This is a genomic window from Spirosoma flavum (assembly GCF_042686045.1).
In the GTDB taxonomy this organism is placed as follows: domain Bacteria; phylum Bacteroidota; class Bacteroidia; order Cytophagales; family Spirosomataceae; genus Spirosoma; species Spirosoma flavum.
On record NZ_JBHUOM010000002.1, the window covers coordinates 585537 to 609134 of the forward strand.

Genomic DNA, 23598 nt, shown 5'->3' on the forward strand with positions numbered 1-23598 from the left:
TTAGGGTAATCCGTCCGCCAAAACGGTTCTAAAGGCCATGTGTTGTCGTTTGCCAGTGGAATGTGAACTATGAATTAACTAGAATGGATACCCAATACCAAAGTTGATTACCAGTGGGTTAGCGCTGCTGAATAGCTGACCCAGCGAAAACTCGGGGAGGATAAATCGCTTGTCCACCAATTCATTTTTGGTGTCTATGTACCGCCGGGCGGGATCCCAAACTTTGATACCACCATCGAATCGGACAACGAAAAATGAAAAGTCAAATCGTAATCCTACACCGGTTCCAACGGCAATCTGCGGTACAAACGTATCGAATCGAAAGGCGGAGCCGGGGCGGGAAGAATTATTGCCCAGTGTCCAGACGTTGCCCGCATCGACAAAAATGGCTCCATTTACGTCGGCCCCGAGGTGAAACAGACGTCCTCGCAGTTCGGCAGAACTTTCGATGAGTACGTTGCCCGGTTGCTCAAACAGGTATATGAACTGTTTGTTGTCCGTGTTTATAGCTGGTTGTGTTGGGTCATTAGCCTGATAAGGAAAAGCCGAACCTGGACCTAAACGCCGGGGCAACCACGCCCGAACGCTGTTACTACCCCCGGCGAAAAAAAACTTCTCATACGGAACCGGACCACCATTTGGCCCATATCCGTAGGCTAGGCCCGTGTTTATCCGAAAAGCCAATGTTGTACGGCTACGAATAGGAATATAATGCCGGTAATCGACGTTGGCCCGCAGAAATTTATAAAATTGCAAGCCTGTCCCATTGATCGAGTCGCTCCATTGGGCAATGGTTTTATCCGAAAGAAAGTTGAGCGTCGTTCCGCCCGATTCAACAACCGTACGCAGAAAATTAGCTCGACGATTTTGGCCCGGCGTGTTCGTATTATACGTATAGGCCAAGCTGAAACTTGAACTCAGTGACCGCCGGAAACTCAGGTATACAGTACTCCCCTCATTTTTCAGGGTGTTTAGCTGTTGCTTAAACGCGTCGCTGATAACCTTTTCATTGCCATCTCCAGCGTTGATGAGATTAATGTCAGCGATCAAAAAACTAAATAGCTTGGTGGGTGTCGTTTGCCAATTGTAAGCCATTGTGGCTCGCAGGAGTGACCGTCGAAAATCGGGCCGAAACGTGTTGTTAAAACTTAAACTGACCTGTGTTCGGGGAGCATAGCGGGTAAATCGGAAACGAAGACGTCCCGGAAATAAAATCTGCGGAAAGATAAGTGAACTGCTGACACCTAACTCCTGAGATTTATAAACCACACGATCAGGATTATTCGGGTCGGTCACGAAACCCGTCTGGGCCTCAATACCATAGCGGACAGACGTTTCGAAGGTTTCCAGCCCACCAAACATATTACGCACCCTGAAGACAAGGCTACCAAACCCACCGGGGAAACCTTGGCCCTGATACAGCAGGCCCGTAGCACCCCCTTCGGCAGTGGCTTCGTATTTATCCAGTGGCGTCGCGGTGATAAGCGTCCGCAGTTGACGGTTGGTAGTATCGGTGAAATTAAGATTGACGAACTTAAATTGATTCAGCAGAAAGAGTTGCCGTTGGGTATCCCGGTAATTGGTCTGATTATACAATTGCCCCTGGCGAAGTAAGATTTTTGCTTCTAATAACCGGACCGAAATATCGCGTCCGCCCAACAAATAGGTAATGCCCTTACGACTGACTGTATCGAGGCTAACAGGCGCGACGGCTGGCTGAGTAGCGTCGGGGCTGATACGAACTTCCACCTCGCCAATATGGTAAATCGGATGGGATGACTGGCCCGGAGGGTTCGCTAGTTGTAAGGTCACATCAACATTTCGCCGAGTGGAATCGCCGGGTTCGAGGCCGTCGCGGAAACGGCGGTCATTCCCCCGACGAACTGTATCGACGTCGGTTGCCCGAATGTATTGCCGGGAGAACGTGTAGTACCCCTGATCGCGCAATAAGGATTCAATCCGAAGGCGCTCCCCTGACATATTATCAAAATCGAAGCGATCACCGGTCTTCAGTTTTGATTTGTCGAATGATTGCCGAACGATAGAATCTACGCGCGGATCAGCAATTTCGTAGACGATATTTCGTAGATAAAAACCTGCGTTTTCGGTAATTAAATAATTGACTCTAATTTGTCTTCGTCGCAGCGTATCGAGTTTGTAGGCCGTTTGTCCATTGAAAAACCCCCTGTCCGACAGATATTTCTGCATCTTCACGGCATTGGCCTTTGCATCTTTTTCTGAAAAATAGGAAGGTGGCTCGCCGAGATTACGCATTACCCAATTGCCTTCTTCCGCTTTTTGACGAAGGCGTTTTAGTTGGCGACCATAGCGTCGATTTAACTTTTTGAGTTCCTTGGGCTGGTTGGCTGCTAGCTGGCTTTGCTGTTCAAATTCGTTAGTTTGGGTCTGTAACTCACGCAAGGCTGCTTCACGGTCATATCGGCGCTGACCGAGTTGGTACAACCATAATTGGGTTGTGATGGGTAGACCAAGCAGTCGGCGGTTCGGTTTTTGCGGAATCAGGCTTGTGAGGTTTTCGCTCAGAATGGCATGGTTTCCCCGCACCGTCTGAGATGTGAGTATATATTCGTTATTTCGCAGTTGCTTAGAACTCAAACAACCCGACAGGCAAATTACTATCGCCAACAATAGTATTGCTGCTCTATGATGTAGGCTACATGATATGTGGCTCAGTAGCCAATCATACATCACATATTTGACATCATACTTTTTTTTCATGCTTTCTAAAAATCAACTTAAATATATTCAGTCGCTGCACCAGAAAAAATACCGGCAGCAGCACGGCGCATTTCTGACCGAAGGAGCCAAGAGCGTTCAGGAAGTACTTCGGTCCGATTTTCAGGTCGAACTGGTAATAGCGACAGAAGCATTCTACAAAGAAAACGCTCACCTGACAGACTACCAACGAACATCGTTCGAAATCGCGTCAGTGGCCGACCTCGAACGAGCCGGAACGCTCGAAAGTAACAACGCGGCTATCGCTGTGGTGAGAACGAAAGAGAACCGCCCACTATTGGCCGGACCCAACGAGATTGCTCTGATTTTAGACGACATCCGCGATCCCGGCAATCTCGGTACTATTCTTCGCATCGCCGATTGGTATGGTATTCGTAAAATTTTGTGCTCCGAAACCACTACTGATGTGTATAACCCGAAAGTGATCTCGGCCAGCAAAGGTTCGTTCACCCGGGTAAACTGGTGGTATGGCGATATCGTGCAATTGCTGCATCAATCAGCCAGTGTGGTGCCGGTATATGGGGCGTTTCTGGATGGCGACGACGTACATACGCTGGCTTTTGGCTCGTCGGGTTATTTAGTCATGGGGAACGAATCGAATGGTATCCGGCCGGAGGTGGGTCAATATGTTACGCAACGGGTAACGATTCCGCGCTATGGCGATGCCGAATCGCTGAATGTAGGAATTGCTACGGCAGTGCTGCTGGACAACTGGCGGAGGACAATGACCAGCGTTAGTGCTACATAAAGTATATTAACCGTTCGTATGGAGCCGTCCCTTTCCTGGCAAAGCGCACTCTGGCGAACGTTCTAAACTGATTATCTTTATGTATCGTATCGTCAGTTTGTTTTTTCTAATAGTGGCTCTCCCATCCTTTCTTCCTAAGGAGTTATGGCCCGTTGGTCAGCCCGTTTACGAGCAGTTTCTTGCCGATAAAAATAAATTTCACCAGCAGTTGCAGCAATTGGCCAACTCTGTTGCAACTGATGCGCCTGTCGATTCGATCCGGGCGGCATTTAAACGAAGTCGTCGCGACTATAAGCGCATTGAATGGTTATTGGAGTATTATCAGCCATTTTTAGCCACTCACGTCAACGGTCCCCCGGTGATAGAAGTTGAGGAACAAGAGCCGGGACAAGTTCCTATTTTGCCAACGGGATTGCAAGTTGTGGAGCCGTATTTATTCCCATCGTATGACCCATCCCGAAAGGTCGATCTTACCCGTGAGTTAACCGTACTAATTTCATATGCCTCCCGTCTGGAGCAGGGAATACCCGCCGACCGGATAACGGATACGGACATACTGGACGCTATTCGGCAGGAATTGTTCAGGTTAGTAACGGGCGGAATTACCGGGTATGATGCCCCCGAAGTTCGGACAGGTTTATCAGAGGCAGCCCTAACCCTACAAACGCTTCATAAGGTGTTTCAGTCGTACACTGGGCGACTACCTCAACCGATGTCAGGCCACCTGGAACAGCAATGGATGGATGCAATTCGGGTTGTAAATTCAACTACTGATTTCAACGGGTTCGACCGGGTTTCTTTTATCCGACAGCAGCTTTATCCACTTTGTCGGTCTTTGCAAAAGGCCCGGCAGGCACTGGCTATTCCGACTGCCACCAGTGGCCGATTTTTGTCGCCAACAGTTGCGACATTATCTGATTCTGGGGCTTTTCGACCTGATTATTTAATTAATTTCGGTGAGTTTGCCAGTACGCCCCAAAAAGTAGCTTTAGGAAAAACCCTGTTTTTTGACCCATTACTGTCGGGAAACAACGCCCGTAGTTGCGCATCATGCCATCAACCAGAACGGGCGTTTACCGATGGACGAACTAAAAGCCGGTCGTTCAGTGGGCGGAAGCCTGTTCTTCGCAATGCTCCTACGCTGATTAATGCTGGCTTGCAAACGGTTCAGTTTTACGATTCTCGGGTATTTTACCTCGAAGATCAGGCCCACGATGTACTGAAAAATGCGCATGAGATGCGTACGTCGCCCGATGAGATCGTGCAGAAATTGTCGGCTAGCACCGCATACAAGAAAATGTTTACTGATGCTTTCTCCAGTGGACTAATGGCTCAAAACGTTCGCAATGCGTTGGCGTGTTATATTCGTAGCTTAACGGGTTTGAACGCCCGGTCGGACCGCTATCTGCGCGGGGAATCCGTCATCTTCTCGGCTGATGAGCAACTGGGTTTAAATCTGTATTTGGGAAAAGCCCGCTGTGCAACCTGCCATTTCTTCCCGATCTATAATGGCTTCGTGCCACCCCATTACGAAAAAACGGAGAGTGAAATAATCGGCGTACCACGTCGCCGGAAGACTCGTAATGCACAAATTGATACGGATATGGGTAAGTTTAACACCTACCAAAAGAACATTCATCAGTTTGCCTTCAAAACGCCAACCGTTCGTAATGTCGCACTGACGGCCCCGTATATGCACAATGGCTCGTATAAAACGCTGGAACAGGTCGTTGACTTCTACAACCGGGGTGGTGGCCGGGGCATTGGTATTCAACTCGATGGGCAGACTTTATCTGAATCATCCCTTAACCTGACTGGCGTGGAGCAAAAAGCACTGGTCGCCTTTCTTCGTTCCCTGACCGATACAACAGGTCTCACCCAACGCCCTTCCCAACTACCAACCGTTGATGGCAACCAATCCTGGAATAAACGAAAACCCGGTGGCCGCTATTGATCTCCGCTATGACTTCGCATTAGCTACCTAGTTATAGAGCCAGGAAGAGATGGGCATTTGTGCCGTAGGTCAACTTTATGCCTGAGTCGAAAGACACGCGTAAGGCATGAGCCTCTGTATTGGCCGGAATAAGCACAAGGTGCTTAACCTGTAACACATCGCCACTGGTTGGAAGCCGATTGCCCGACCATACGGTAGGGTCGTTCCAGCTTCCCGGTTTAACTGTGAGCATAGTGCCCGAACCAATTACCTGCACGTTAAATGAGTCCTGCACGCAGTTTTTACTGTCTCGCACTACATATGTAGTATTGGTACCGATAGCCGGGTTAACAACAACCGAACGGGCCGACGAGGAGAAGGTCACATCAGCCGAATTACTCCATTGATAGTCACTGATAAATGAGGACGTTAGCGTTGCCGATTGACCGGCGGAAATGGTTAGTGACTGGGGCTTCTCTACGTCTTTCATCACCGTAAATTGGTCGCCAATGGAATAAGGGGATGAATTTGGTTGGATAAATTTTGCGTCCAGCCGGTTATCTTCAACCTCGAAATAAAACGAACCGCCAGCCAGTCGTTGCGTAGAAACCATAACCGGGTGAGGGCTCAAGGCGGGATTATACGCTAGTGCGCCAGCTGAACCGGCAAGCACATAAAGGGTTCCCTGTTTCTTTTTCTCCGATGTCGTTTTATAAGGGCAGGAATTTGCCGAACCGTCATAACGACCTGTGCTATTGTCTTTTGGGAAGCGGTAAGCCGATGGGTTATTCGTAAAATCACTCATCGGACCATACTGGTCGTGGAGCGGGTAAGAGCGTTCATAATTGTGACTGTGGCCCAACAAAACCATATCGACACCAAAGCGTTCGAGAATAGGGTTAATGCGCTGGCGAATGGCGATTAAATCGGGATCAGTTTCAGAGTTATGCGCCCCCTGACTGTAGGGCGGAAAGTGCATATAGACAATTTTCCATTTCTTGGTCGTGGCCGCTAAATCCTGCTTCAACCAAATGGCTTGTGGATGATTGAGCGTATCGGAATAGAACCGCATGTCCATGCCGCCAACATTTCGTTGGCCATATCCATCGAGCATAACAAAGTGAATAGGCCCATAGTCGAACGAATACCACTCTTCGGTGCCTGAAGCAACTCCACCAGCCTCTGCATTGGTTGGGAAACTAAAAATAGAAAAATAAGGAATGTTATGCGTAGCAGCTAGCGTGGGATTGTTGTTATAATCATGGTTACCCGGAACGGCAAAAAGCATTGAATTCTTCATCAGGGTGGTCTGATAAGGTTCGAAAAAATTCGCCTGAAACTGCGGGTCGTCGCCGTCATAGGAATTATCGCCAATGAGCATCCAGAGATCAGTGGGGGTATTTCCTCGAAAGTTCAGGAATGCGTTCCGAACGTTAGTCTGGTTATTGTTAGGATTTTGCCCACAGTCGCCGAAGGAGGAAACCCGAATTTTTCGCTTCGTATCAGCGGGTGGAGCCGTTAAAAAATAATTATCTGTGCCTTGTTGCAGCACCTGGATTGGGGTGCCGATACTGTAGAAATATTGCTTATCGGGCGTTAATCCCGTTAGTCTAATCTCATGTTCGGTGGTGCTGGCTGTTTCGCTGGTGTTGCCCGTTAAGCTACTCACCGATAGCCCGTAGTTGACCTGTCCTATATTGGCTATATCAGTGCGCCAGCGGATGGTGGCACCAGTCTGAGTGCCAAGTTGCAGGTAGGGTCCTCGTGTGACAACGGCAGTTTGAGCAGTTGTTGTCACCCAGTTCAGCCATAGAAAGCTCAGTAGTAGACCTATTTTCATAAAGCCATATTACATAAACGAACTCATTGCCGACTCGTTGGCTAACTCCTCCGCATGTTCCTTGCCTAAATACCGGTCAATGAAATAATGGGCTACATAAAGCACTGGTGTCAGGACAATGGCCGACGTGGCTTTGTAGATGTAGTTGATAATTCCCACCGCCAGTACTTGTGTGAGCGACCAGTTACCGAAAATATAGAACGCAATTCCCAATACCACAAACGAATCGACCAATTGCGAGACCAGTGTTGAGCCGGTAGCCCGAAGCCAGATTTTTCGGTTACCCGTGATTTTCCGGAGTGAATGAAAAATATATACATCCAGAATCTGCCCAATCAAGAAGGCGGTAAGGGACCCAATAATAATTCCCAGCCCTTGCCGAAATATCATTTGAAAGGCATTATTGATATTGATGGGGTTACCAACACTATCTTTTGCATTTACATCGAGCCAGAATTGTGCCGGGGGCAGGATGGTCACGGCATAAATAATCAGGAAACTAAAGCCCACAAATCCCGCTGTCAGAAATGAAATGCGCCGAACGCCCGCCTTTCCAAAATACTCATTGATAATATCGGAGGTGATAAATACGAACGGCCAGATAACGGCTCCTGCGGTGAGGTTGAAGTCTAGAATGAAGTTACCAAACAGGTGAATCTGAGCCGGTTTAGTCCCGAATAATGTTTCGACCGAAAATATTTTAACGCCAATGATTTCGGCAATGAGCGCATTGGTCAGGAATACGGCACTCAGGAAAATGTACAGATTTGTACGCTTATTGGTAAAGGAGGAGGGCATAGCAGAATAGGTTTTATAAACCTATAAGGTTTTAAAAACAGTATAGGTTTCCCGCCAACTATTTTCGCTTATATACCCCCGTTGCAGCCGTTTTTTCGTACCGAAGAGCCAGCGCAGGGGCACGTTGGAATAGCTTTTCGACCACGTTTTCCCGATCTATGATGTAATCGGGCGGATCTTGCCGAAAATGATCGAATACATTAATAACTGATTCGTAATTATCTAAATTTTTGAGGTCATACTTTGCCAAATCCCAGTTTAGATAAGGCGTTGCTAATCTATTTTGGCGGTAGGCACTCAGGTCTTCGCCGATAATGAGTACACGCCGGTTTATGATGTCATTTGGTAAGGGAGACGGCTGCACCTGCAAGCTGCCCAGACGGCCCAGTTCAGCTCCCGGAACCAGACCCAGCGCGCCCTGATAAAACAGCAAAAGCATCAGGCAAAAGGCGATCAGGAAGGTGATTTCGACCAGCCATTTCTTGCGGATATTCTCGAAGTAATAAAAGGCAAAGTAAGCCATTGGCGGCACAAAACTCAAAAATACCATCGGGGCCAGAAACGGCATCAGGGCAATGGTCAACACAGCAATGACAAACCAAATAGCCATAATTTGTTGCACTCGCTGCTGAAAGTTGACGTATCGACCCGCCCGATTGAACAGACTCAGAAATCCTAATATCCCCAGTCCCAGCGGAATAAATAACGAGGCTATCAGCGACTGGAAATCGGATAGTGGGTACTGCCGGACCCGGAACACCGACGCCAGCAGGTTCCGGTTAAAATCGTCAAGACTATCGGAGAGGTAATAAAATAAGACTGTGGCGGCAAATGGGAACAGAAATCCGAACAGCGATAGTGAATACTGCCGCAAGGTAGCACCCGTGTAGAACAGCAGCGACAGGATAGCCCACAGAATAAACAAGGCCGAAGGTAAGTAGAACAGAGCGGCAATGCCAATGTAAAAGCCCACTTCAAACACCTCGTCGGTGGCACCCCGGCGGTCCATTTGCTTAATGAGCGTTCCGAAGGCCAATAGCAGAAAACTCGTTGACATTAGAACCGGTGAGAGCGTCAGGCAGTCAAACGAGAGATGCATGAACAGCATGTAAATCAGACCCGGCCAGAATGACCTGTCTGGATATACATCTCGGTTATTAGTCAGGTAGTTGAAATAAACGATTTGAAAGACAGATACCAACGTTGCCGCTCCGTGGAGCACTAATGGCGACCGGCCAAACACACTGTTTATTCCCCAATAAACCAGCGCCGACAGGGGGCTGACACTATCCCAAATGTCGCGGTAAAGCAAGTTGCCCTGACTCATCTGCTCGCCAACAATCATCCAGTTCAGTTCTGGAATCAATAGCGGAAATGGATGTAGAAGTAGGGGCAACCGGATAAGTATCAGCAATCCCAGCAGACTGACGTATTGGTAAGAAAAGTAAGATTGGAAGAAACGTAGCAAAGGAGTTAACAGTTATTAGATACCGGTGAACAGTTAATTACGAATAGCTTCTATATATGACTAGGTATTGGTAGCTGTTCACGGTAAAATTACAGGCAATTTCGGCAGAACGGAAAAATGGGCGGATATTTGCAAAATAGAGGTTCGGACGAATGTAAACCATTCGCTCATTCGGACCGTTCAATTTAGTACCCAAGTACCGATAATATGGAATCTAAACGACAGCAGAAAGTATCCCGACAGTTACAGAGAGATTTAAGTGAAATTTTTCAGCGTGACGTGCCGCATTTGTTCAATGGTGCATTTATTACCGTTACCAGTGTGCGTATATCGCCCGATTTGAGCGTGGCACGGGTGTATCTTAGTTTTCTGGCTGCTAAGAATAAGCAACTGTTGCTGGACTCAATTTTGGAGAAAGGTAAAGTGCTTCGCCAGCACCTCGGCGACCGTGTCCGGCATCAGCTGCGCATTGTTCCCGAGTTACATTTCTTCCTGGATGACACGGCTGATTATGCCGACAAAATGGATAAACTCTTTTCTGGTCTTGAGATTCCACCCGCCCCGGCGGAAGAGGATGACGATGAATAATGAGCAAATTATGACTGGTCTGTCGTTACGGTGAGTGATTGGTGAAGCTGCTTACGAAAAATATTCACTAACTACGCACTGTAACAGAAGCCCGGTTACTTAGTCAAAACTAGTAGATGAACCTCCCTGTTTGGATTGCCCGTCGGTATTTCTTCTCCCGTAAAAAACGCAGTTTCATCAGCTGGCTGTCTATTTTGTCGATGCTAGGTGTGGGCGTCGGCACGATGGCGCTGGTTGTGGTACTGTCAGTATTTAACGGTATGGAGGAATTAAACCGCCAGATATTCAAGACCTTCGAGTCTGATATGACCGTTTCGCCAAAGCAGGGCAAACGGTTTTTGGCCACACCTTCATTGCTGACACGCCTGCGTCAGACGGCGGGCGTTAATCTGCTGACACCCGTCGCGCAGGATAACGCGCTGGCTCGCTATGGCGCTTCCCAGACCGTTGTGCGACTGAAGGGTGTGGATGACAATTACCTTCAGCGCCGGCAACTCGACTCCTCTCTGCTCGAAGGGAAACTCTTGCTTCGCCGGGAGGGCGTTAATTACGCGATTGTGGCCGATGGGGTTCGCAACGACCTGACGATTTCGCCAGTTGACATTCTGACCCCGCTGGAGATACTTTATCCACAGAGCGGGCAGGCGTTTAGTGTACTTAATCCTGATGCGTTTAATCGCGAAGCGCTGACGGTATCCGGTATATTTTTCATCGAGTCGAAGTACGATAATTTCGTACTAGCGCCAATTAGCAGCGCCCGGACGTTGTTTGGTTATAAACCTGATGAAGTAACGAGTCTCGAAATCCAACTCCAACCCGGTACCGACGAAAACAAAGCTAAACAGGCCTTGCAGGACGTAGTGGGTGCAAACTTAACCGTACAAAGTCGTGACGATTTAAATGTTGACCTCTACCGGGCCATTCGTGTCGAGAAACTATTCGTGGCTCTGACACTTTCGTTTATCATCCTGGTCGCGTCAATCAATATTTTCTTTTCCCTGTCGATGTTAGTCATCGAGAAAAAAGCAGACATCCAAATTCTATACGCTTTAGGCGCAACGAGACCAATGGTTCGTCGAATTTTCCTGACCGAAGGGGCTATTATTGCCTTAACAGGAGCTTTTGCCGGGTTGGTATTGGGCGTTGGTATTTGCTTAGCGCAGGAAAGCTACGGATTCATCCGTATGGGAACGGTAAGCTCAATTATTGATGCCTATCCCGTACGTCTTGACGCCAGCGACATTCTACTAACGGGTGTATTGACCATTCTAATGACTATCTTAACCTCTTGGTTTCCAGCCCAACGAGCCGCTAATATTCGGTAAATGAGCATTGAGAGGCCCCATTCAGCTATACTGAAAAATTATTACTCATTCACTACCGTAGTCCCTTCGGCAACTGTTACGATATACGCTTTTCCTCCTTCCCGCTGAATCGCTTCCGCAACGGCTTCGGAATGTTCAGGGGCATAAGCGAACATACAGCCGCCACCCCCTGACCCATTTATTTTTCCGCCTAAAGCACCAGCGCTAAGGGCAGCATCCAGCATTCGGTCGATTTTAGGCGTCGAAATGCGTTGAGCGTCTCTGAGATTGACTTGATGAGCTGTCAGAAGTTGACCAAAACGAGCGTGATTAAAGGTTTCTGCCGAATTACCTGGAGTCTTCAACAAGGTTAAGGCATCTCGCAGAATATCGCGGTTGGCCAGGTTACCTTTCAATAAAATGTACTCGTCTGTTGTCAGGAAGTCTTTAAATTCGGCGGCTTCGGTACTGGCGGATTCTTCTAACGAAAAATTGGGGTTTATATTTTTCAGATTCTTTATAATGGCCAGCATCCCAAACTTAACCCGCCCCAAAATACCAATGGTATCTTTGGGTTCCTGCGAGTCGCCCAGCACAAACGCGCCTAAAGGTGGATTAAGTTTTTCTAGCCGGATTCTGGGCTGCGATTCCAAATAGATGACATTGCCAACGGCTGTTGAATAATGGTCCATCATGCCACCGGGTTCGCCAAACTCCAGCACCTCGGCTACGTAGGCGAGTTCGGCTATCTGTTCAGCAGGAAGCGTACGCGGTTGATCGGCGAGTTGGGTGAGCACAGTAAGCCACGTAACGAGCAATGCTGACGAACTTGATGTGCCTGAATTGATTGGAATATTACCATGTACGTCGCCTTCGATACCTTTCTCAAACGTGAAACCTTCTCGTAATAAGATATTTACCGCCGAGCGAAAGTAATCCCTAGTTTGTGGGTAAGGCAGCGGTTGGCCATCAAATGGAATGTTGACCGACCCATTAATATCAGGTAAACTCAATCGAAAACCCCGTTGGTCTGCCTGATGAGCCGACACCTGAATTCGACGCGAAATGGCAGCTGCGATCACCGGCAAGCCTAAATAATCCTGGTGTTCGCCAAAGAAACAAATGCGTCCGGGCGTCGAAGCCGTAATGGTAGATCCTGTAATGGGCACGTTGACTGCAATGTTAAAGGAATAATACGTCTTCTACCAACTCGTTTTTTTATGGCCTGAAATAGCGTAGTAGAGTATATACCCGAACAGCGGTAAGAGCAGGGCATACGCCATTTTGGGACTGATGGCATCGGTCAGGTAACCATGCAATAAGGGTAGTAACGCACCGCCCGAAATGCCCATAATCAGTAAGGCTGATCCAAGTTTAGTGAATTTTCCAAGCCGGTTTAGAGCAAGTGGCCAAACCGCGGGCCACACTGGCGAGATGGCAAATCCCATAAGAGCAATGCACAAAACGGAAGCAAACCCATCGGTTACCAACGCGCCTACTGTTAAGACTAAGGCTAATATCATACCATAACGTAAGGCACTTTGCTGAGAAATGAACCGGGGAATGGTAAGTATTCCTAGTAGATAACCCGCTAGCAAACCAATTAGCGTATAGGTAGTGAAATGTTTGGCTTCGTCGTTGCTGAAACCGATGGCACGGCCATAGCTAATGATTAAATCGCCGGTAATAACTTCCGCGCCGACGTAACAGAACAAGGCTAACACGCCCAAAACTAAATTTGGAAACTGCCACACGCTGTCATGAATGGCTAACGCATCGGCGGGAATATCATCCTGTTCTTCTGATACTTCGGGCAGATTTGAAAAACGGATCAGGCCTGCCAGTACGACCAGTACACCGGTTAAGATTAGATAAGGGGTAACGACTTTTTCGAGCGAAGCAGCACCAATTACTTCATTGGCTCCTGACAGCAGTAACCCGCCAAACACAATCTGGCTCAGGATACCCGCCAGTTTGTTGGCAATACCTAAAAAACTGATGCGCTGGGCGGCACTCTCGCGTGGGCCGAGAATAGTGGCGTAAGGATTAGACGCCGTTTGCAGTACGGTTAGCCCGATACCGATGATAAACAAGCCCACCAGAAACAATGGATACGAAACTGACCTGGCCGCCGGGATGAAAATAATGGTGCCAACAGCCATAGTTAGCAATCCCAACGACATTCCATTCTTAAACCCTGTGCGCCTTAGCAACGCCGACGAAGGAATAGCCATCAGCGTATAAGAGATAAAAAAAGCAAACGCGACTAAGGTTGATTGGAAAGACGTTAGACTAAAGGCTTGCTTGAAAAAAGCAATCAGCACACTATTGACCCACGTAACGAAGCCAAAAACAAAGAAAAGGGCACCGATAATGAGCAGCGGGCCGGTATAATTTTGAGTTTTAGTCGGGGCGGTGGGCGTCATGGGCTGATTCGGGGTTAAGAGCAGGTGAAGGAGAAAGAGATTTTAAAATATTTTACAAATTAAAAATAGAAATTGAATTCTCATCAACTATCTGTCAATAGTTGTCGCCCAAGCCGAAAATTGGCTTGTTGGTTTTCCATTTGCCCCGCGTGAAATCGGGAATCTCAACGGGCTTGCTACCGCCGGCTATACTCTGCTCAGACAGTGGGCTAATCGCACTCCAAACAGCCGCATCATATACGTCGATGGGGGGAGCCGTTTTGGCTTTTATTGATTCGATAAAGGCGCGGATAACAAAGAAATCAATGCCGCCATGTCCTGCGCTTTCGGCCGTTTGGGCGTGGCGTTTCCAGAGTGGGTGGTCGTACTTTTCCTGATAGGCAGCAAACGGTTCCCAACTATGCGGCTTTGGCGAAACGCCTTCCAGATAAATCATGTCGTTGTCGTCCATCCAGATGCCGTTGGTGCCCTGCGCTCTGAACCCAAGGGAGTAGGGGCGGGGAGAATTTGTGTCGTGAATAATGACAATATTTTCCCCATTGGCGCACTGAATTACCGTCGTTACTACATCGCCAAGTTTGAAATTGACCTTTGCATTGGGATGATCCGGTCCTCCTTTGTCCACCACATATTTATGTAATCCCCGGCTTTTAGTCGCGGTTGACGTCAGGTGCGTAAACCGATTACCTCGGTTGATGTCGAGCCAGTGCGCCACCGGGCCGAGGCCATGCGTTGGGTATATGTCGCCGTTGCGGTCTACCGAGTGCTGCGTTCGCCAGTGTGCTTCCGAGTAACCTTTCGCGCCAAATTCGGCACCAACACCATTAATAGACTTGCCATCGTTGAATTTAATGTTCCGCAAATCGTGTTGGTAGCCGCAGTGAGCGTAGGTCATTTCTCCAAACATACCCTTCCGAATCATATTCAGCACGGCCAGCACATCGCGCCGATAGCAAACGTTCTCCAGAATCATACAATGCGATCCTGTTTTCTCGAATGCCTCAACCAAATCCCAGGATTCTTTGAGTGTTACGGTAGCTGATACTTCCACTCCGGCATACTTGCCTGCTTTCATGGTTGCCACGGCCATTGGAACGTGCCATTCCCAGGGAGTAGCAATTATAACCCCGTCGATGTCATCGCGTTTAAGCATATCTTTAAACGCTTCGTCGCCTTTACCATACGCCACCGGTGCTTTCCGACCCGCCTTTTCAATCATGGCTGTGGTACGGCTGATAGCTTCAGGTGCAGGGTCGCAAATGGCGGTTATTTCGACATCGTCACGATAGAGAGCCTGCTCAACATGACTGCGCCCCCGCGACCCAACACCAATAAACGCCAGCCTGACTTTAGGGTCTGCGGGCTTGCTACCGGTCAGAATAGCGGGAAAAACAGATGTTGTTGCGACAGATGTTGCTGCGCCAGTAAGAGCGGCTGTGCGAATGAATTGGCGCCGGGTAGGTGTCTGCATAGCGATGCGTTACGTAGAAGGAGTTTACTTGCCAAAGAACGATGTTTCGCGGCACAAAAACATACGTTCAGCAAATTTTACCCGGTAACAATGACTATGGCGTAGGGCTGGTACCAGCGTGGCTTGGCCTTACGCCATGATCTCATTCAATAATTCCACCAAAGCGATCGGGGGTAGGTCACGCCAACGACGAGAGGCTCTCCAATCATGGGCGTTGTGACATCCAGTTTTTGCTCGGTTGCCCGTATTGTAAACCGTTCAATGGGTTCTTTCCAGCCGTGAAGGGCCAGCGAGAATTTCGCCCAGTGAACTGGCAAAACTGTTTTGGCGTGCAGGTCCTGCGCAGCTATGACAACCTCTTCGGGAAGCATATGAATAGTGGGCCAGTCCTTGCCATACTGTCCGCATTCGAGAATTGCCAGGTCGAATGGGCCGTACTTATTGCCAATCTCCCTGAAGTGTTTGCCATAGCCCGAATCGCCACCCAGATAAAGTGAATACCCGTGTAGTTTCAGGACAAAAGCTGTCCAGAGAGTTTTGCCGCGTGCAAAACTGCGGCCCGAAAAGTGGCGAGCTGGAACTGCCGTTAAGTCAATGTCAGGGGTGACACGATTACTTTCCCACCAGTCGAATTCCACAATCCGATCTGCCGGAACGCCCCAGCGTTCGAGGTGAGCGCCCACACCCAATGCTGTATAGAATTTTTTGACTTTGGGAATAAGCTGGATAATCGTCTTATAATCAAGGTGGTCGTAATGGTCGTGGGAGAGGACCAGCATATCAATATCCGGCATGTCGTCAACACCATAAACATTGGAGCCGGGATACGCCCCTCCAACAAACGAAACTGGCGACGCATTGCCACTAAAAACCGGATCGACCAGAATAGTAATCCCCTTTGATTTGATCAGGTAGGACGAATGCCCGAACCAGACAACTGTGGGAATTGAATCGGGGAGGGTTTTGAGATCGGTGCGGACGGAAGGAATCGGTTTTGGAGGAGTATTGTCTTTGGGTTTGTTGAGATTGTCCCACAAAAGGGCCGTGTAAGAGGCACCCTTGCGCATGACTTCCGTTGGTTCCAGATTCTGAAAAGCCCCATCGCGGTAGTTTGGAGAACGTTTTATGCGTTCCAGTCGGAGTGTGGTCGGGTCGCTTCCAAAGGTGCTTTGTTGCATGAATAGGAAGGTAGTAGCAATCAATCCAGTTACGATAAGTATAGTCAGTAGCATAGGTTTGCGCAGGCGTTTCATGGGTGCACAACGGGTAGCAATCTTATCTGGTTCCGTACCTGCCGATGGAATAGATAGGTGGGAACAATACCGGATAAGCGGACGTTATCGACCTAAACCGGGATAGACTTTGTTTAATCTTTTGTTAAAAATGTTGAACAAAGAACATGAACTACCCGTTGAGTTATTGCATACGAAAGAGCGTTTTAGCTACTCGCTCGGCGTCTGCCTGTGTTGTACACAAACTTTGTAACGACAGGTTGATCGAACCCTATTTCGATTCGTTTTTATGAACAATTCCCCCCGGGTTGCTGTGTTTCGAAAGGAACACTTTAATGCAGCTCATCGTCTGAATAACCCTAATTGGTCGGACGAAAAAAACACGCGGGTATATGGTAAATGTAATAATCCTCATTTTCACGGACACAATTACGAACTGATTGTACAGGTTACCGGCCCAATTGACCCCGAAACTGGTTTCGTAATGGATATGAAGTATCTGGGCGACTTAATTAAAGAACACGTTACCGATCGTTTCGATCACACAAATTTGAATCTCGATACCGAAGAGTTTGCCGATTTAAATCCGTCGGCAGAAAACATCGCTATTGTCATCTACAACATTTTACGTACCCAACTAAGCGAGGGCTTAGACCTTAAAATCAGACTCTATGAAACTGAGCGGAACTTCGTCGAATATCCCGTCTAATGGTCAGGCTACGAATGGTAGTCACAACAACGGTCATGGCTTAAACGGGTATCACACCGAACTGCCAGACAACGACGAATTAATGGATGAAATTGGCGATGCCCATGGTGCCGCTGCAATTGATACACCCATGCGTCCTGACGCCTTTGCTATTGATGACGATCTCAAGATTGATCTCATTGAAGAACATTTTCGCGAAATAATGAGCATTCTTGGCCTCGACCTAACCGATGATAGCCTGAAAGGGTCACCCCGGCGGGTAGCTAAAATGTATGTAAACGAAATCTTTAGCGGCCTGAATCCAGCGAATAAACCTGAACCAACGCTGTTCGACAACAAGTTTCGGTACAATGAGATGCTGGTTGAAAAAGACATTATCGTTCAGACGTATTGCGAACACCATTTTGTCCCTATCATCGGAAAAGCTCACGTTGCTTACATCTCCAGCGGAAAGGTTATCGGCTTGTCAAAATTGAATAGGTTTGTCGAATATTTTAGCAAGCGGCCACAGGTTCAGGAACGCTTAACGGTGCAAATTGCCGAGGAATTGAAGCGCATTCTGGAAACCGACGATGTGGCTGTAATTATCGACGCCAAACATCTTTGTGTGTCAACGCGGGGCGTTCGCGATATTAATAGTTCGACCGTTACATCATCTTATAGTGGCAAATTTGCCGAAGAAGCGACAAAGCAGGAACTGCTGCATTATGTTGCTCAACCGAGCGTAACAATTTGATTGAACGGATGATTTAGGATTGTAGGCGTATGATTACACGATCAGAAGCCGCAATCCTAAATCATCCGTTTAGTTATGCAGGGTAAAAATATTCTCATTATTGGCGCCAGTTCGGGCATTGGTCACGCGCTCGCTCAGCAACTCCAGACACAAGGTGCAACGCTATTCACGGCTGGTCGTACTCAGCCCGATGGCATTCAGTCCACGCACATGATGTGGGATGTTACGCAGACTCCCGCCGTTGATGCCTTTAGCCAATTGCCCGATATATTACACGGGCTGGTTTACTGCCCCGGCACCATAAATCTTAAACCATTTCAGCGACTTACGCTGGACGACTACCGGCACGATTTCGAGATAAACGTGTTGGGCGCGGTGAGTGCTATTCACGCGACTTACGCAGCCATCAAAAAGTCCAAATCGGCCAGTATCGTATTGTTTAGTACCGTAGCAGCCAAACTTGGGATGGGCATGCACTCATCGGTGTCGGTGGCAAAATCAGCGGTTGAAGGGCTAACCAAGTCGCTGGCAGCAGAATTAGCCCCGTTCAACGTTCGGGTCAATGCTGTTGCGCCTTCACTGACGGATACGCCAATGGCGGGCTTCCTGCTTGGCGACGATGCAAAACGGGAATCTGCCAACAAACGACACCCGTTGAATCGATACGGCTCTCCGCAGGACATTGCGGGTATGGCTGCTTACCTACTTACCGATCAGGCCAGTTGGATTACCGGTCAGATTATTGGCGTAGATGGGGGAATGGGAAGTTTGAAATAAATTATAATGATGCCGGGATAGGTACTCAGCTTAGGCATCACTTTGCACGTTTTTAGGTAAAATATAAAGCGTTTGTTAGATGGCATATGGGATGCCATCTAACAAACGCTTTATATCGTTATCAACTACCGACTGAAGATTGTGTCAGTTTACCATCAACATTTCGCCAGATACCAAGCGGGTTGGCATTCTGTAAGGCCAGCGGTAGTAATTCATTTGGGAAACTTTGATACGTGAACGGCCGCACGAATCGTAGAATGGCTCCCGTACCAACGGAGGTTGAACGACTGTCGCTTGTAGCGGGGAAAGGTCCACCATGTGTTATGGCTTCAGACACTTCTACACCCGTTGGGTAGCCGCCAAACAATACCCGTCCCGCCTTCGCTTGCAATAAAGAAACCCAATCCGTTTCAGATTGAGTCAGTTCAGTTGGTGTGGCATAGATCGTGGCCGTAAGTTGCCCTTCCAGAGTAGTTAAGCATTCGACTAGTTCGGCTTCCGTTTCGCAAACTACAATTAGCGATGTAGGACCGAAAACCTCTTCACTTAAGGCCGAACTGCTCAGAAAAATAGCTGCACTGGTGCTAAGTACGATGGGTCTGCCCTGCGTTTGACTGTCTTCTGCATCAACGTCAGCTTCGGCTAGTACATGAACACCGGGTATTATTCTGTTTTGTTGAACACCCTTCTGATAGTTGCGGCAGATACCCGCATTCAGCATTGTCGCTGGAGCCGATGAGCGGATTTTCTCAGTCAGTGTTTCTAGGAAAACGGATGTTTTAGGTGAATCAAGCAGGAAAACTAGCCCCGGATTGGTGCAAAACTGCCCCACACCGAGTGTTATGGAAGCGGCTAAACCGGCTGCTACCGTAACGGCTGAATTCGGCCCGGTATCCTGGCTAATAGCTCCTGGCAGAACAACAAATGGATTAACCGCGCTCATTTCGGCATATACCGGAATGGGTTCGGTACGCTCCTGCGCTACTCTCAGCAAGGCCAAACCGCCCGCCCGTGAACCCGTAAAGCCTACGGCTTTCACCGCCGGATGAGCTACTAGCTGTTGTGCAACATCAATATCAGCGTGGAGAAGTGAAAAAACGCCGTCGGGCATACCTGTTTCTAGCGCAGCCGCCACAATTGCCTGTCCCACCAGCGATGAGGTGCCCGGATGCGACGGGTGTGCCTTGACAACTACCGGGCAACCAGCCGCTAAAGCCGATGCCGTATCGCCCCCCGCTACTGAAAATGCCAACGGGAAATTACTGGCTCCAAATACGACTACGGGGCCAAGCGGTATCAGCATTCGGCGCAGGTCTACGCGCGGCAATGGTGTCCGGTCAGGTAGAGCCGGATTAATTCGGGCATCCACCCACGAACCCTCACGCAGTACGTTGGCAAAGAGCCGAAGCTGGCCTGTTGTACGACCCCGCTCGCCCGAAATACGTCCCGTTGGGAGACCACTTTCGAGTACGGCCCGCTCAATGAGTTCATCACCCAGATCCTCTATCTCGGTAGCAATGGCCTCTAAAAAATCAGCCCGTTGGGCAGGAGTAAGTTTAGCGTAGGCTGGGAAAGCTGCGGCTGCTTTTTCAATTGCTTGATTGGCTTGTTCGGGGGAGACATTCGCGAACTCGTCGGCAAGGTTCTCGTGCCGGGCAGGTGCGAAAGCGTGGAACAGATTACCGTCGCCCGAAGTCGGTTTGTTGCCAATAAAACTGACGTTGAGAGATTGTTGCGTGATTGACATATTGTTTGGATTGGTCAAAAAATCGGTATAGATACAGGTTACCGGGAAACAACAGAATAAGCAAAAAAGTGGCCTGACTACGCGACTTCATGCGTGTACAGGCCAAAAAATTATACACTATAGCTCAGCTTTAAACCATTGGGCCAACGCGCTCCAACACGGCCTTAGCTTTACGAATACCATCGTATTCTTCCAGTTTGTCACCTTCATATTCGATGCCGATGGTGCCTTTAAAGCCGCTATCTTTTACAATTTTCATGATGCGGTTATAATCGGTTTCAACGCAATTACCATTGGCGTCGAAGTCGTAAAATTTAGCCGATGCGCCTTTTGCGTAGGGCATTAATTCTTTCGTGCCTTTATAGCGGTCATATTCCTCCAGGCAAGCGTGTCCTTCGCCATGCTTGATGCAGAAGTTGCCGAAATCGGGTAACGTGCCAACGTTTTTCATTCCGACCTGCTTCATCACATTAGACAGCCACTGCCCGTTTGATGAATAGCTACCGTGATTTTCAACGATAACGTTAATGTTCATTGTTTTGGCAAATTCGCCTAGTTTTCCCAACCCCTCGATGGCGGCTTTGGAAACTTCTTCGGCAGTACCTTGCCCGGCGGCATTGACCCGAATCGTTTTACAGCCTAAGAACTTCGCACATTCAACCCACTTATGGTGATTTTCAACGGCTTTCGTCCGTTCGGCAGCATCAGAAGCACCCAGATTACCCTCACCATCGATCATGATAAGGTGGTTCGAGATGCCGTTGTCTTTACAACGGGTCAGCAGATCATTGAGATACGTTTTATCCTCTGCTTTATCTTTGAAAAACTGGTTTACGTATTCAACTACACTGATATCGAACTCTTTACGAGCAATGCCGGGAAAATCTAAATTTGTGATTTTCTTGCCAAACAGGGCTTTATGCAAGGACCATTCGGCCAGTGAAATATCGAAAAACATCTTTTTCATGGGAGTTTCGGCAAAAGCAGTCGGCAGAATGGCCATGCCAGCTAGTGAGCCAGCAGCTAGTTTCAAAAACGAACGACGATTGGGGGTCATAACGAAACGGGTTTACAAGACATGAATTTGGAAAAGCAAACGACTGCTTACCTCATAAAGAAACAAAGCAACGAAAAATTACTCATTCGATTTGACATCTGGTTATGGGTTTAACCAATACCGAATTGTTTTCTTGCGTAATTTGCCCATATCTGTAGACGACTAGTGATGATTACATTCGATACCATTCAGGATGCCCATGACCGTATCCGACCTTACATCCATCGCACATCCGTGCTAACGAACCAAACCATCAACGACCGTGCAGGGGCCGAGCTGTTTTTTAAGTGTGAAAATTTTCAGAAAATAGGGGCTTTCAAAGCGCGGGGCGGGCTAAATGCTGTGTTGCAGGTGGCCCAAAATAAAGAAGGCGTAGCCATTACGACTCACTCATCAGGCAACCATGCGCAGGCCGTAGCTTTTGCCGCCCGTCAGGTAGGAATGCCTGCGTATATAGTTATGCCACGAACGGCCCCAAAGGTAAAAAAAGACGCTGTTTTGGGTTATGGAGCCGAAGTTATTGAGTGCGAGCCAACGCTCGATGCCCGTGAGGCCGGTGTGCGTGAGGTAATGGCGCGCACCGGAGCCGTGCTGGTTCATCCGTTCGACGATGATCGTGTTATTGCCGGGCAGGCCACAGCCGCAAAAGAATTGATTGAGGATGCTGGCGAGGGGCATCCGTTCGATGTGATTCTGGCTCCCGTTGGTGGGGGAGGGTTACTAAGCGGTACTGCTCTAGTAACTCACTACATGTCGCCGATAACCCGCGTTATTGCCGGAGAGCCGGAGGGTGCAGCCGATGCAATTCTATCTTTTCGGAGTGGACGCGTTGAGAAAGCTCCCTACATCAATACCATTGCTGACGGACTTATGACGAGCCTCAGCGAACGTACATTATCCATCATTCGGGCACACGTTACCGATATTTTGACGGTTTCGGATGCCGAAATCGTAGCGGCTATGCGGCTCATTTGGGAACGCATGAAAATTATCATTGAGCCATCGTGTGCGGTGCCATTGGCCGTCGTACTGAAACACAAAGACCAGTTTGCCGGACAGAAAATTGGTCTTATCCTGACGGGTGGGAATGTTGATTTGGGTAAGCTACCGTTTTGATTTTTAGGTAATGACAACCCAACCACAAGATACCGTTTCAATCCGGTCAATTACCCCCGAACAAACCTATCCTCTTCGCCATGCTGTGCTTTGGCCTGACAAACCACTTGACTATGTAAAGGTCGATAACGATGCTGATGGGTACCATTTCGGGGCGTTTCGAGATGAAGATCTAGTTGCTGTAATCTCGCTATTTGTTGACGGAAAAGAGTCTCGTTTTCGGAAGTTTGCCGCCCGCCCTGACCGCCAGCGACAGGGTATTGGAACGCTTTTGCTGAATCACGTCATGGCCGAAGCTCAACGGGTAGGAGCAATGATTATCTGGTGCGATGCCCGTTTAGATGCGGCTGATTTTTACCGTCGGTTTGGTATGGAGGCCGTTAGCGAGGTATTTTATAAAGGCACGATTCCGTATGCCAAATTTTCGCGTACCTTGTAATCACCTGCTATTAGGTATCCTAAAAACCTATAAACCAATGAAATTTACCTTAAACGCTATATTTTTGGGTAGTCTGCTGGCTATTGCTATCAGTACAAATGCCCAAACCACACCAGGCTCGTCGGCTGATTCTACCAGCTTAAAGGCGTATGCTGGTTCCTACACACTTGCTAGTGGTAGTCCGATTCAAACGTACGTCATTACCGTTGACAAGGGGGATTTGTTCGGTGAGGCTGATAGTTATGGAAAAAACAAGCTGGTCAAGCAAGCTAAAACCGACACCTATCAGTCAACGAGTAGCTACGGGTCTATGATTACCTTCATTCGGGATGCAGCTACCAAAGCGGTTACGAGCCTGACAATGTCTGCTCAAGGAACAGAGTTAACAGCTAAGAAAGACAATCCATAACTAAACGAATGTTCAGCGAGTTGAGTAGTTAATTATACAATTA

At 48.3% G+C, this 23598-nt stretch carries 20 protein-coding genes; 10 read left to right on the plus strand and 10 right to left on the minus strand.

Annotated features, from left to right (window positions below; translation table 11 throughout):
- Window positions 1-78: 78 nt before the first annotated feature.
- A complete protein-coding gene (gene tamL, locus ACFS25_RS07920; RefSeq protein WP_381500803.1) occupies window positions 79-2709 on the minus strand; it encodes a translocation and assembly module lipoprotein TamL in 2631 nt (876 codons plus the stop codon).
- A 28-nt stretch (window positions 2710-2737) separates the two neighbouring features.
- Here tamL and ACFS25_RS07925 point away from each other — a divergent pair, with 28 nt between their 5' ends.
- Both ACFS25_RS07925 and ACFS25_RS07930 read left to right on the plus strand, forming a co-directional pair.
- Window positions 2738-3505 carry a TrmH family RNA methyltransferase gene (locus ACFS25_RS07925; protein WP_381498345.1) on the plus strand — a complete coding sequence of 256 codons (768 nt, stop codon included), beginning with the start codon at window positions 2738-2740 and terminating at the stop codon, window positions 3503-3505.
- 79 nt (window positions 3506-3584) lie between these two features.
- Window positions 3585-5459: a cytochrome-c peroxidase gene (locus ACFS25_RS07930; RefSeq protein ID WP_381498348.1), complete on the plus strand. Its 1875-nt coding sequence runs from the start codon at window positions 3585-3587 to the stop codon at window positions 5457-5459.
- A gap of 31 nt (window positions 5460-5490) precedes the next feature.
- On the opposite strand, the gene ACFS25_RS07935 is transcribed toward ACFS25_RS07930, so the two are convergent.
- Genes ACFS25_RS07935 through ACFS25_RS07945 form a run of 3 tightly spaced genes read right to left on the minus strand, consistent with a single transcriptional unit; the run spans window position 5491 to window position 9544 of the window.
- Complete coding sequence (locus ACFS25_RS07935; protein ID WP_381498350.1) at window positions 5491-7278, minus strand: metallophosphoesterase; 1788 nt, start codon at window positions 7276-7278, stop codon at window positions 5491-5493.
- 9 nt (window positions 7279-7287) lie between these two features.
- The gene (locus ACFS25_RS07940) at window positions 7288-8076 is read right to left on the minus strand and encodes a queuosine precursor transporter (RefSeq protein ID WP_381498353.1); all 789 of its coding nucleotides are present in this window, start codon (window positions 8074-8076) and stop codon (window positions 7288-7290) included.
- Window positions 8077-8134: 58 nt separating this feature from the next.
- The gene (locus ACFS25_RS07945; protein ID WP_381498356.1) at window positions 8135-9544 is read right to left on the minus strand and encodes a hypothetical protein; all 1410 of its coding nucleotides are present in this window, start codon (window positions 9542-9544) and stop codon (window positions 8135-8137) included.
- 207 nt (window positions 9545-9751) lie between these two features.
- Here ACFS25_RS07945 and rbfA point away from each other — a divergent pair, with 207 nt between their 5' ends.
- Both rbfA and ACFS25_RS07955 read left to right on the plus strand, forming a co-directional pair.
- Window positions 9752-10132 (plus strand): 30S ribosome-binding factor RbfA, encoded by a 381-nt coding sequence (gene rbfA, locus ACFS25_RS07950; RefSeq protein ID WP_381498359.1) that lies wholly within the window; start codon window positions 9752-9754, stop codon window positions 10130-10132.
- 116 nt (window positions 10133-10248) lie between these two features.
- The gene (locus ACFS25_RS07955) at window positions 10249-11457 is read left to right on the plus strand and encodes an ABC transporter permease (RefSeq protein WP_381498363.1); all 1209 of its coding nucleotides are present in this window, start codon (window positions 10249-10251) and stop codon (window positions 11455-11457) included.
- Between the two features lie 41 nt (window positions 11458-11498).
- On the opposite strand, the gene ACFS25_RS07960 is transcribed toward ACFS25_RS07955, so the two are convergent.
- The 4 genes from ACFS25_RS07960 to ACFS25_RS07975 form a co-directional block, all read right to left on the minus strand.
- Window positions 11499-12599: a mevalonate kinase family protein gene (locus ACFS25_RS07960; protein ID WP_381500806.1), complete on the minus strand. Its 1101-nt coding sequence runs from the start codon at window positions 12597-12599 to the stop codon at window positions 11499-11501.
- A 39-nt stretch (window positions 12600-12638) separates the two neighbouring features.
- Complete coding sequence (locus ACFS25_RS07965) at window positions 12639-13862, minus strand: sugar MFS transporter (protein ID WP_381498366.1); 1224 nt, start codon at window positions 13860-13862, stop codon at window positions 12639-12641.
- A 94-nt stretch (window positions 13863-13956) separates the two neighbouring features.
- Window positions 13957-15333: a Gfo/Idh/MocA family protein gene (locus ACFS25_RS07970; protein ID WP_381498368.1), complete on the minus strand. Its 1377-nt coding sequence runs from the start codon at window positions 15331-15333 to the stop codon at window positions 13957-13959.
- A 146-nt stretch (window positions 15334-15479) separates the two neighbouring features.
- Window positions 15480-16586 carry an MBL fold metallo-hydrolase gene (locus tag ACFS25_RS07975; protein WP_381498370.1) on the minus strand — a complete coding sequence of 369 codons (1107 nt, stop codon included), beginning with the start codon at window positions 16584-16586 and terminating at the stop codon, window positions 15480-15482.
- Between the two features lie 268 nt (window positions 16587-16854).
- On the opposite strand from ACFS25_RS07975, the gene ACFS25_RS07980 reads away from it, so the two are divergent.
- From ACFS25_RS07980 to ACFS25_RS07990, 3 genes are all read left to right on the plus strand, one after another.
- On the plus strand, window positions 16855-17274 hold the full coding sequence (locus ACFS25_RS07980; protein WP_381498373.1) for a 6-pyruvoyl trahydropterin synthase family protein: 420 nt from the start codon (window positions 16855-16857) through the stop codon (window positions 17272-17274).
- On the plus strand, window positions 17237-18010 hold the full coding sequence (gene folE / locus ACFS25_RS07985; RefSeq protein ID WP_381498374.1) for a GTP cyclohydrolase I FolE: 774 nt from the start codon (window positions 17237-17239) through the stop codon (window positions 18008-18010). The genes ACFS25_RS07980 and folE overlap by 38 nt, the downstream gene beginning before the upstream one ends.
- A 75-nt stretch (window positions 18011-18085) precedes the next feature.
- A complete protein-coding gene (locus tag ACFS25_RS07990) occupies window positions 18086-18787 on the plus strand; it encodes an SDR family NAD(P)-dependent oxidoreductase (RefSeq protein ID WP_381498377.1) in 702 nt (233 codons plus the stop codon).
- Between the two features lie 121 nt (window positions 18788-18908).
- Here the strand turns inward: ACFS25_RS07990 and ACFS25_RS07995 are convergent, their stop codons facing one another.
- Both ACFS25_RS07995 and ACFS25_RS08000 read right to left on the minus strand, forming a co-directional pair.
- Window positions 18909-20534, minus strand: coding sequence for an aldehyde dehydrogenase (NADP(+)) (locus tag ACFS25_RS07995; protein WP_381498380.1), 1626 nt, complete (start codon window positions 20532-20534; stop codon window positions 18909-18911).
- A 130-nt stretch (window positions 20535-20664) separates the two neighbouring features.
- Window positions 20665-21591, minus strand: a complete 927-nt coding sequence (locus ACFS25_RS08000; RefSeq protein WP_381498383.1) for a sugar phosphate isomerase/epimerase family protein — start codon at window positions 21589-21591, stop codon at window positions 20665-20667.
- Between the two features lie 168 nt (window positions 21592-21759).
- Here ACFS25_RS08000 and ACFS25_RS08005 point away from each other — a divergent pair, with 168 nt between their 5' ends.
- The 3 genes from ACFS25_RS08005 to ACFS25_RS08015 are packed head-to-tail and all read left to right on the plus strand — an operon-like array spanning window position 21760 to window position 23555.
- On the plus strand, window positions 21760-22707 hold the full coding sequence (locus ACFS25_RS08005) for a threonine ammonia-lyase (protein WP_381498385.1): 948 nt from the start codon (window positions 21760-21762) through the stop codon (window positions 22705-22707).
- Between the two features lie 10 nt (window positions 22708-22717).
- Window positions 22718-23146: a GNAT family N-acetyltransferase gene (locus tag ACFS25_RS08010; RefSeq protein WP_381498388.1), complete on the plus strand. Its 429-nt coding sequence runs from the start codon at window positions 22718-22720 to the stop codon at window positions 23144-23146.
- Window positions 23147-23183: 37 nt separating this feature from the next.
- Window positions 23184-23555, plus strand: a complete 372-nt coding sequence (locus tag ACFS25_RS08015) for a DUF3471 domain-containing protein (RefSeq protein WP_381498391.1) — start codon at window positions 23184-23186, stop codon at window positions 23553-23555.
- Window positions 23556-23598: the final 43 nt, after the last annotated feature.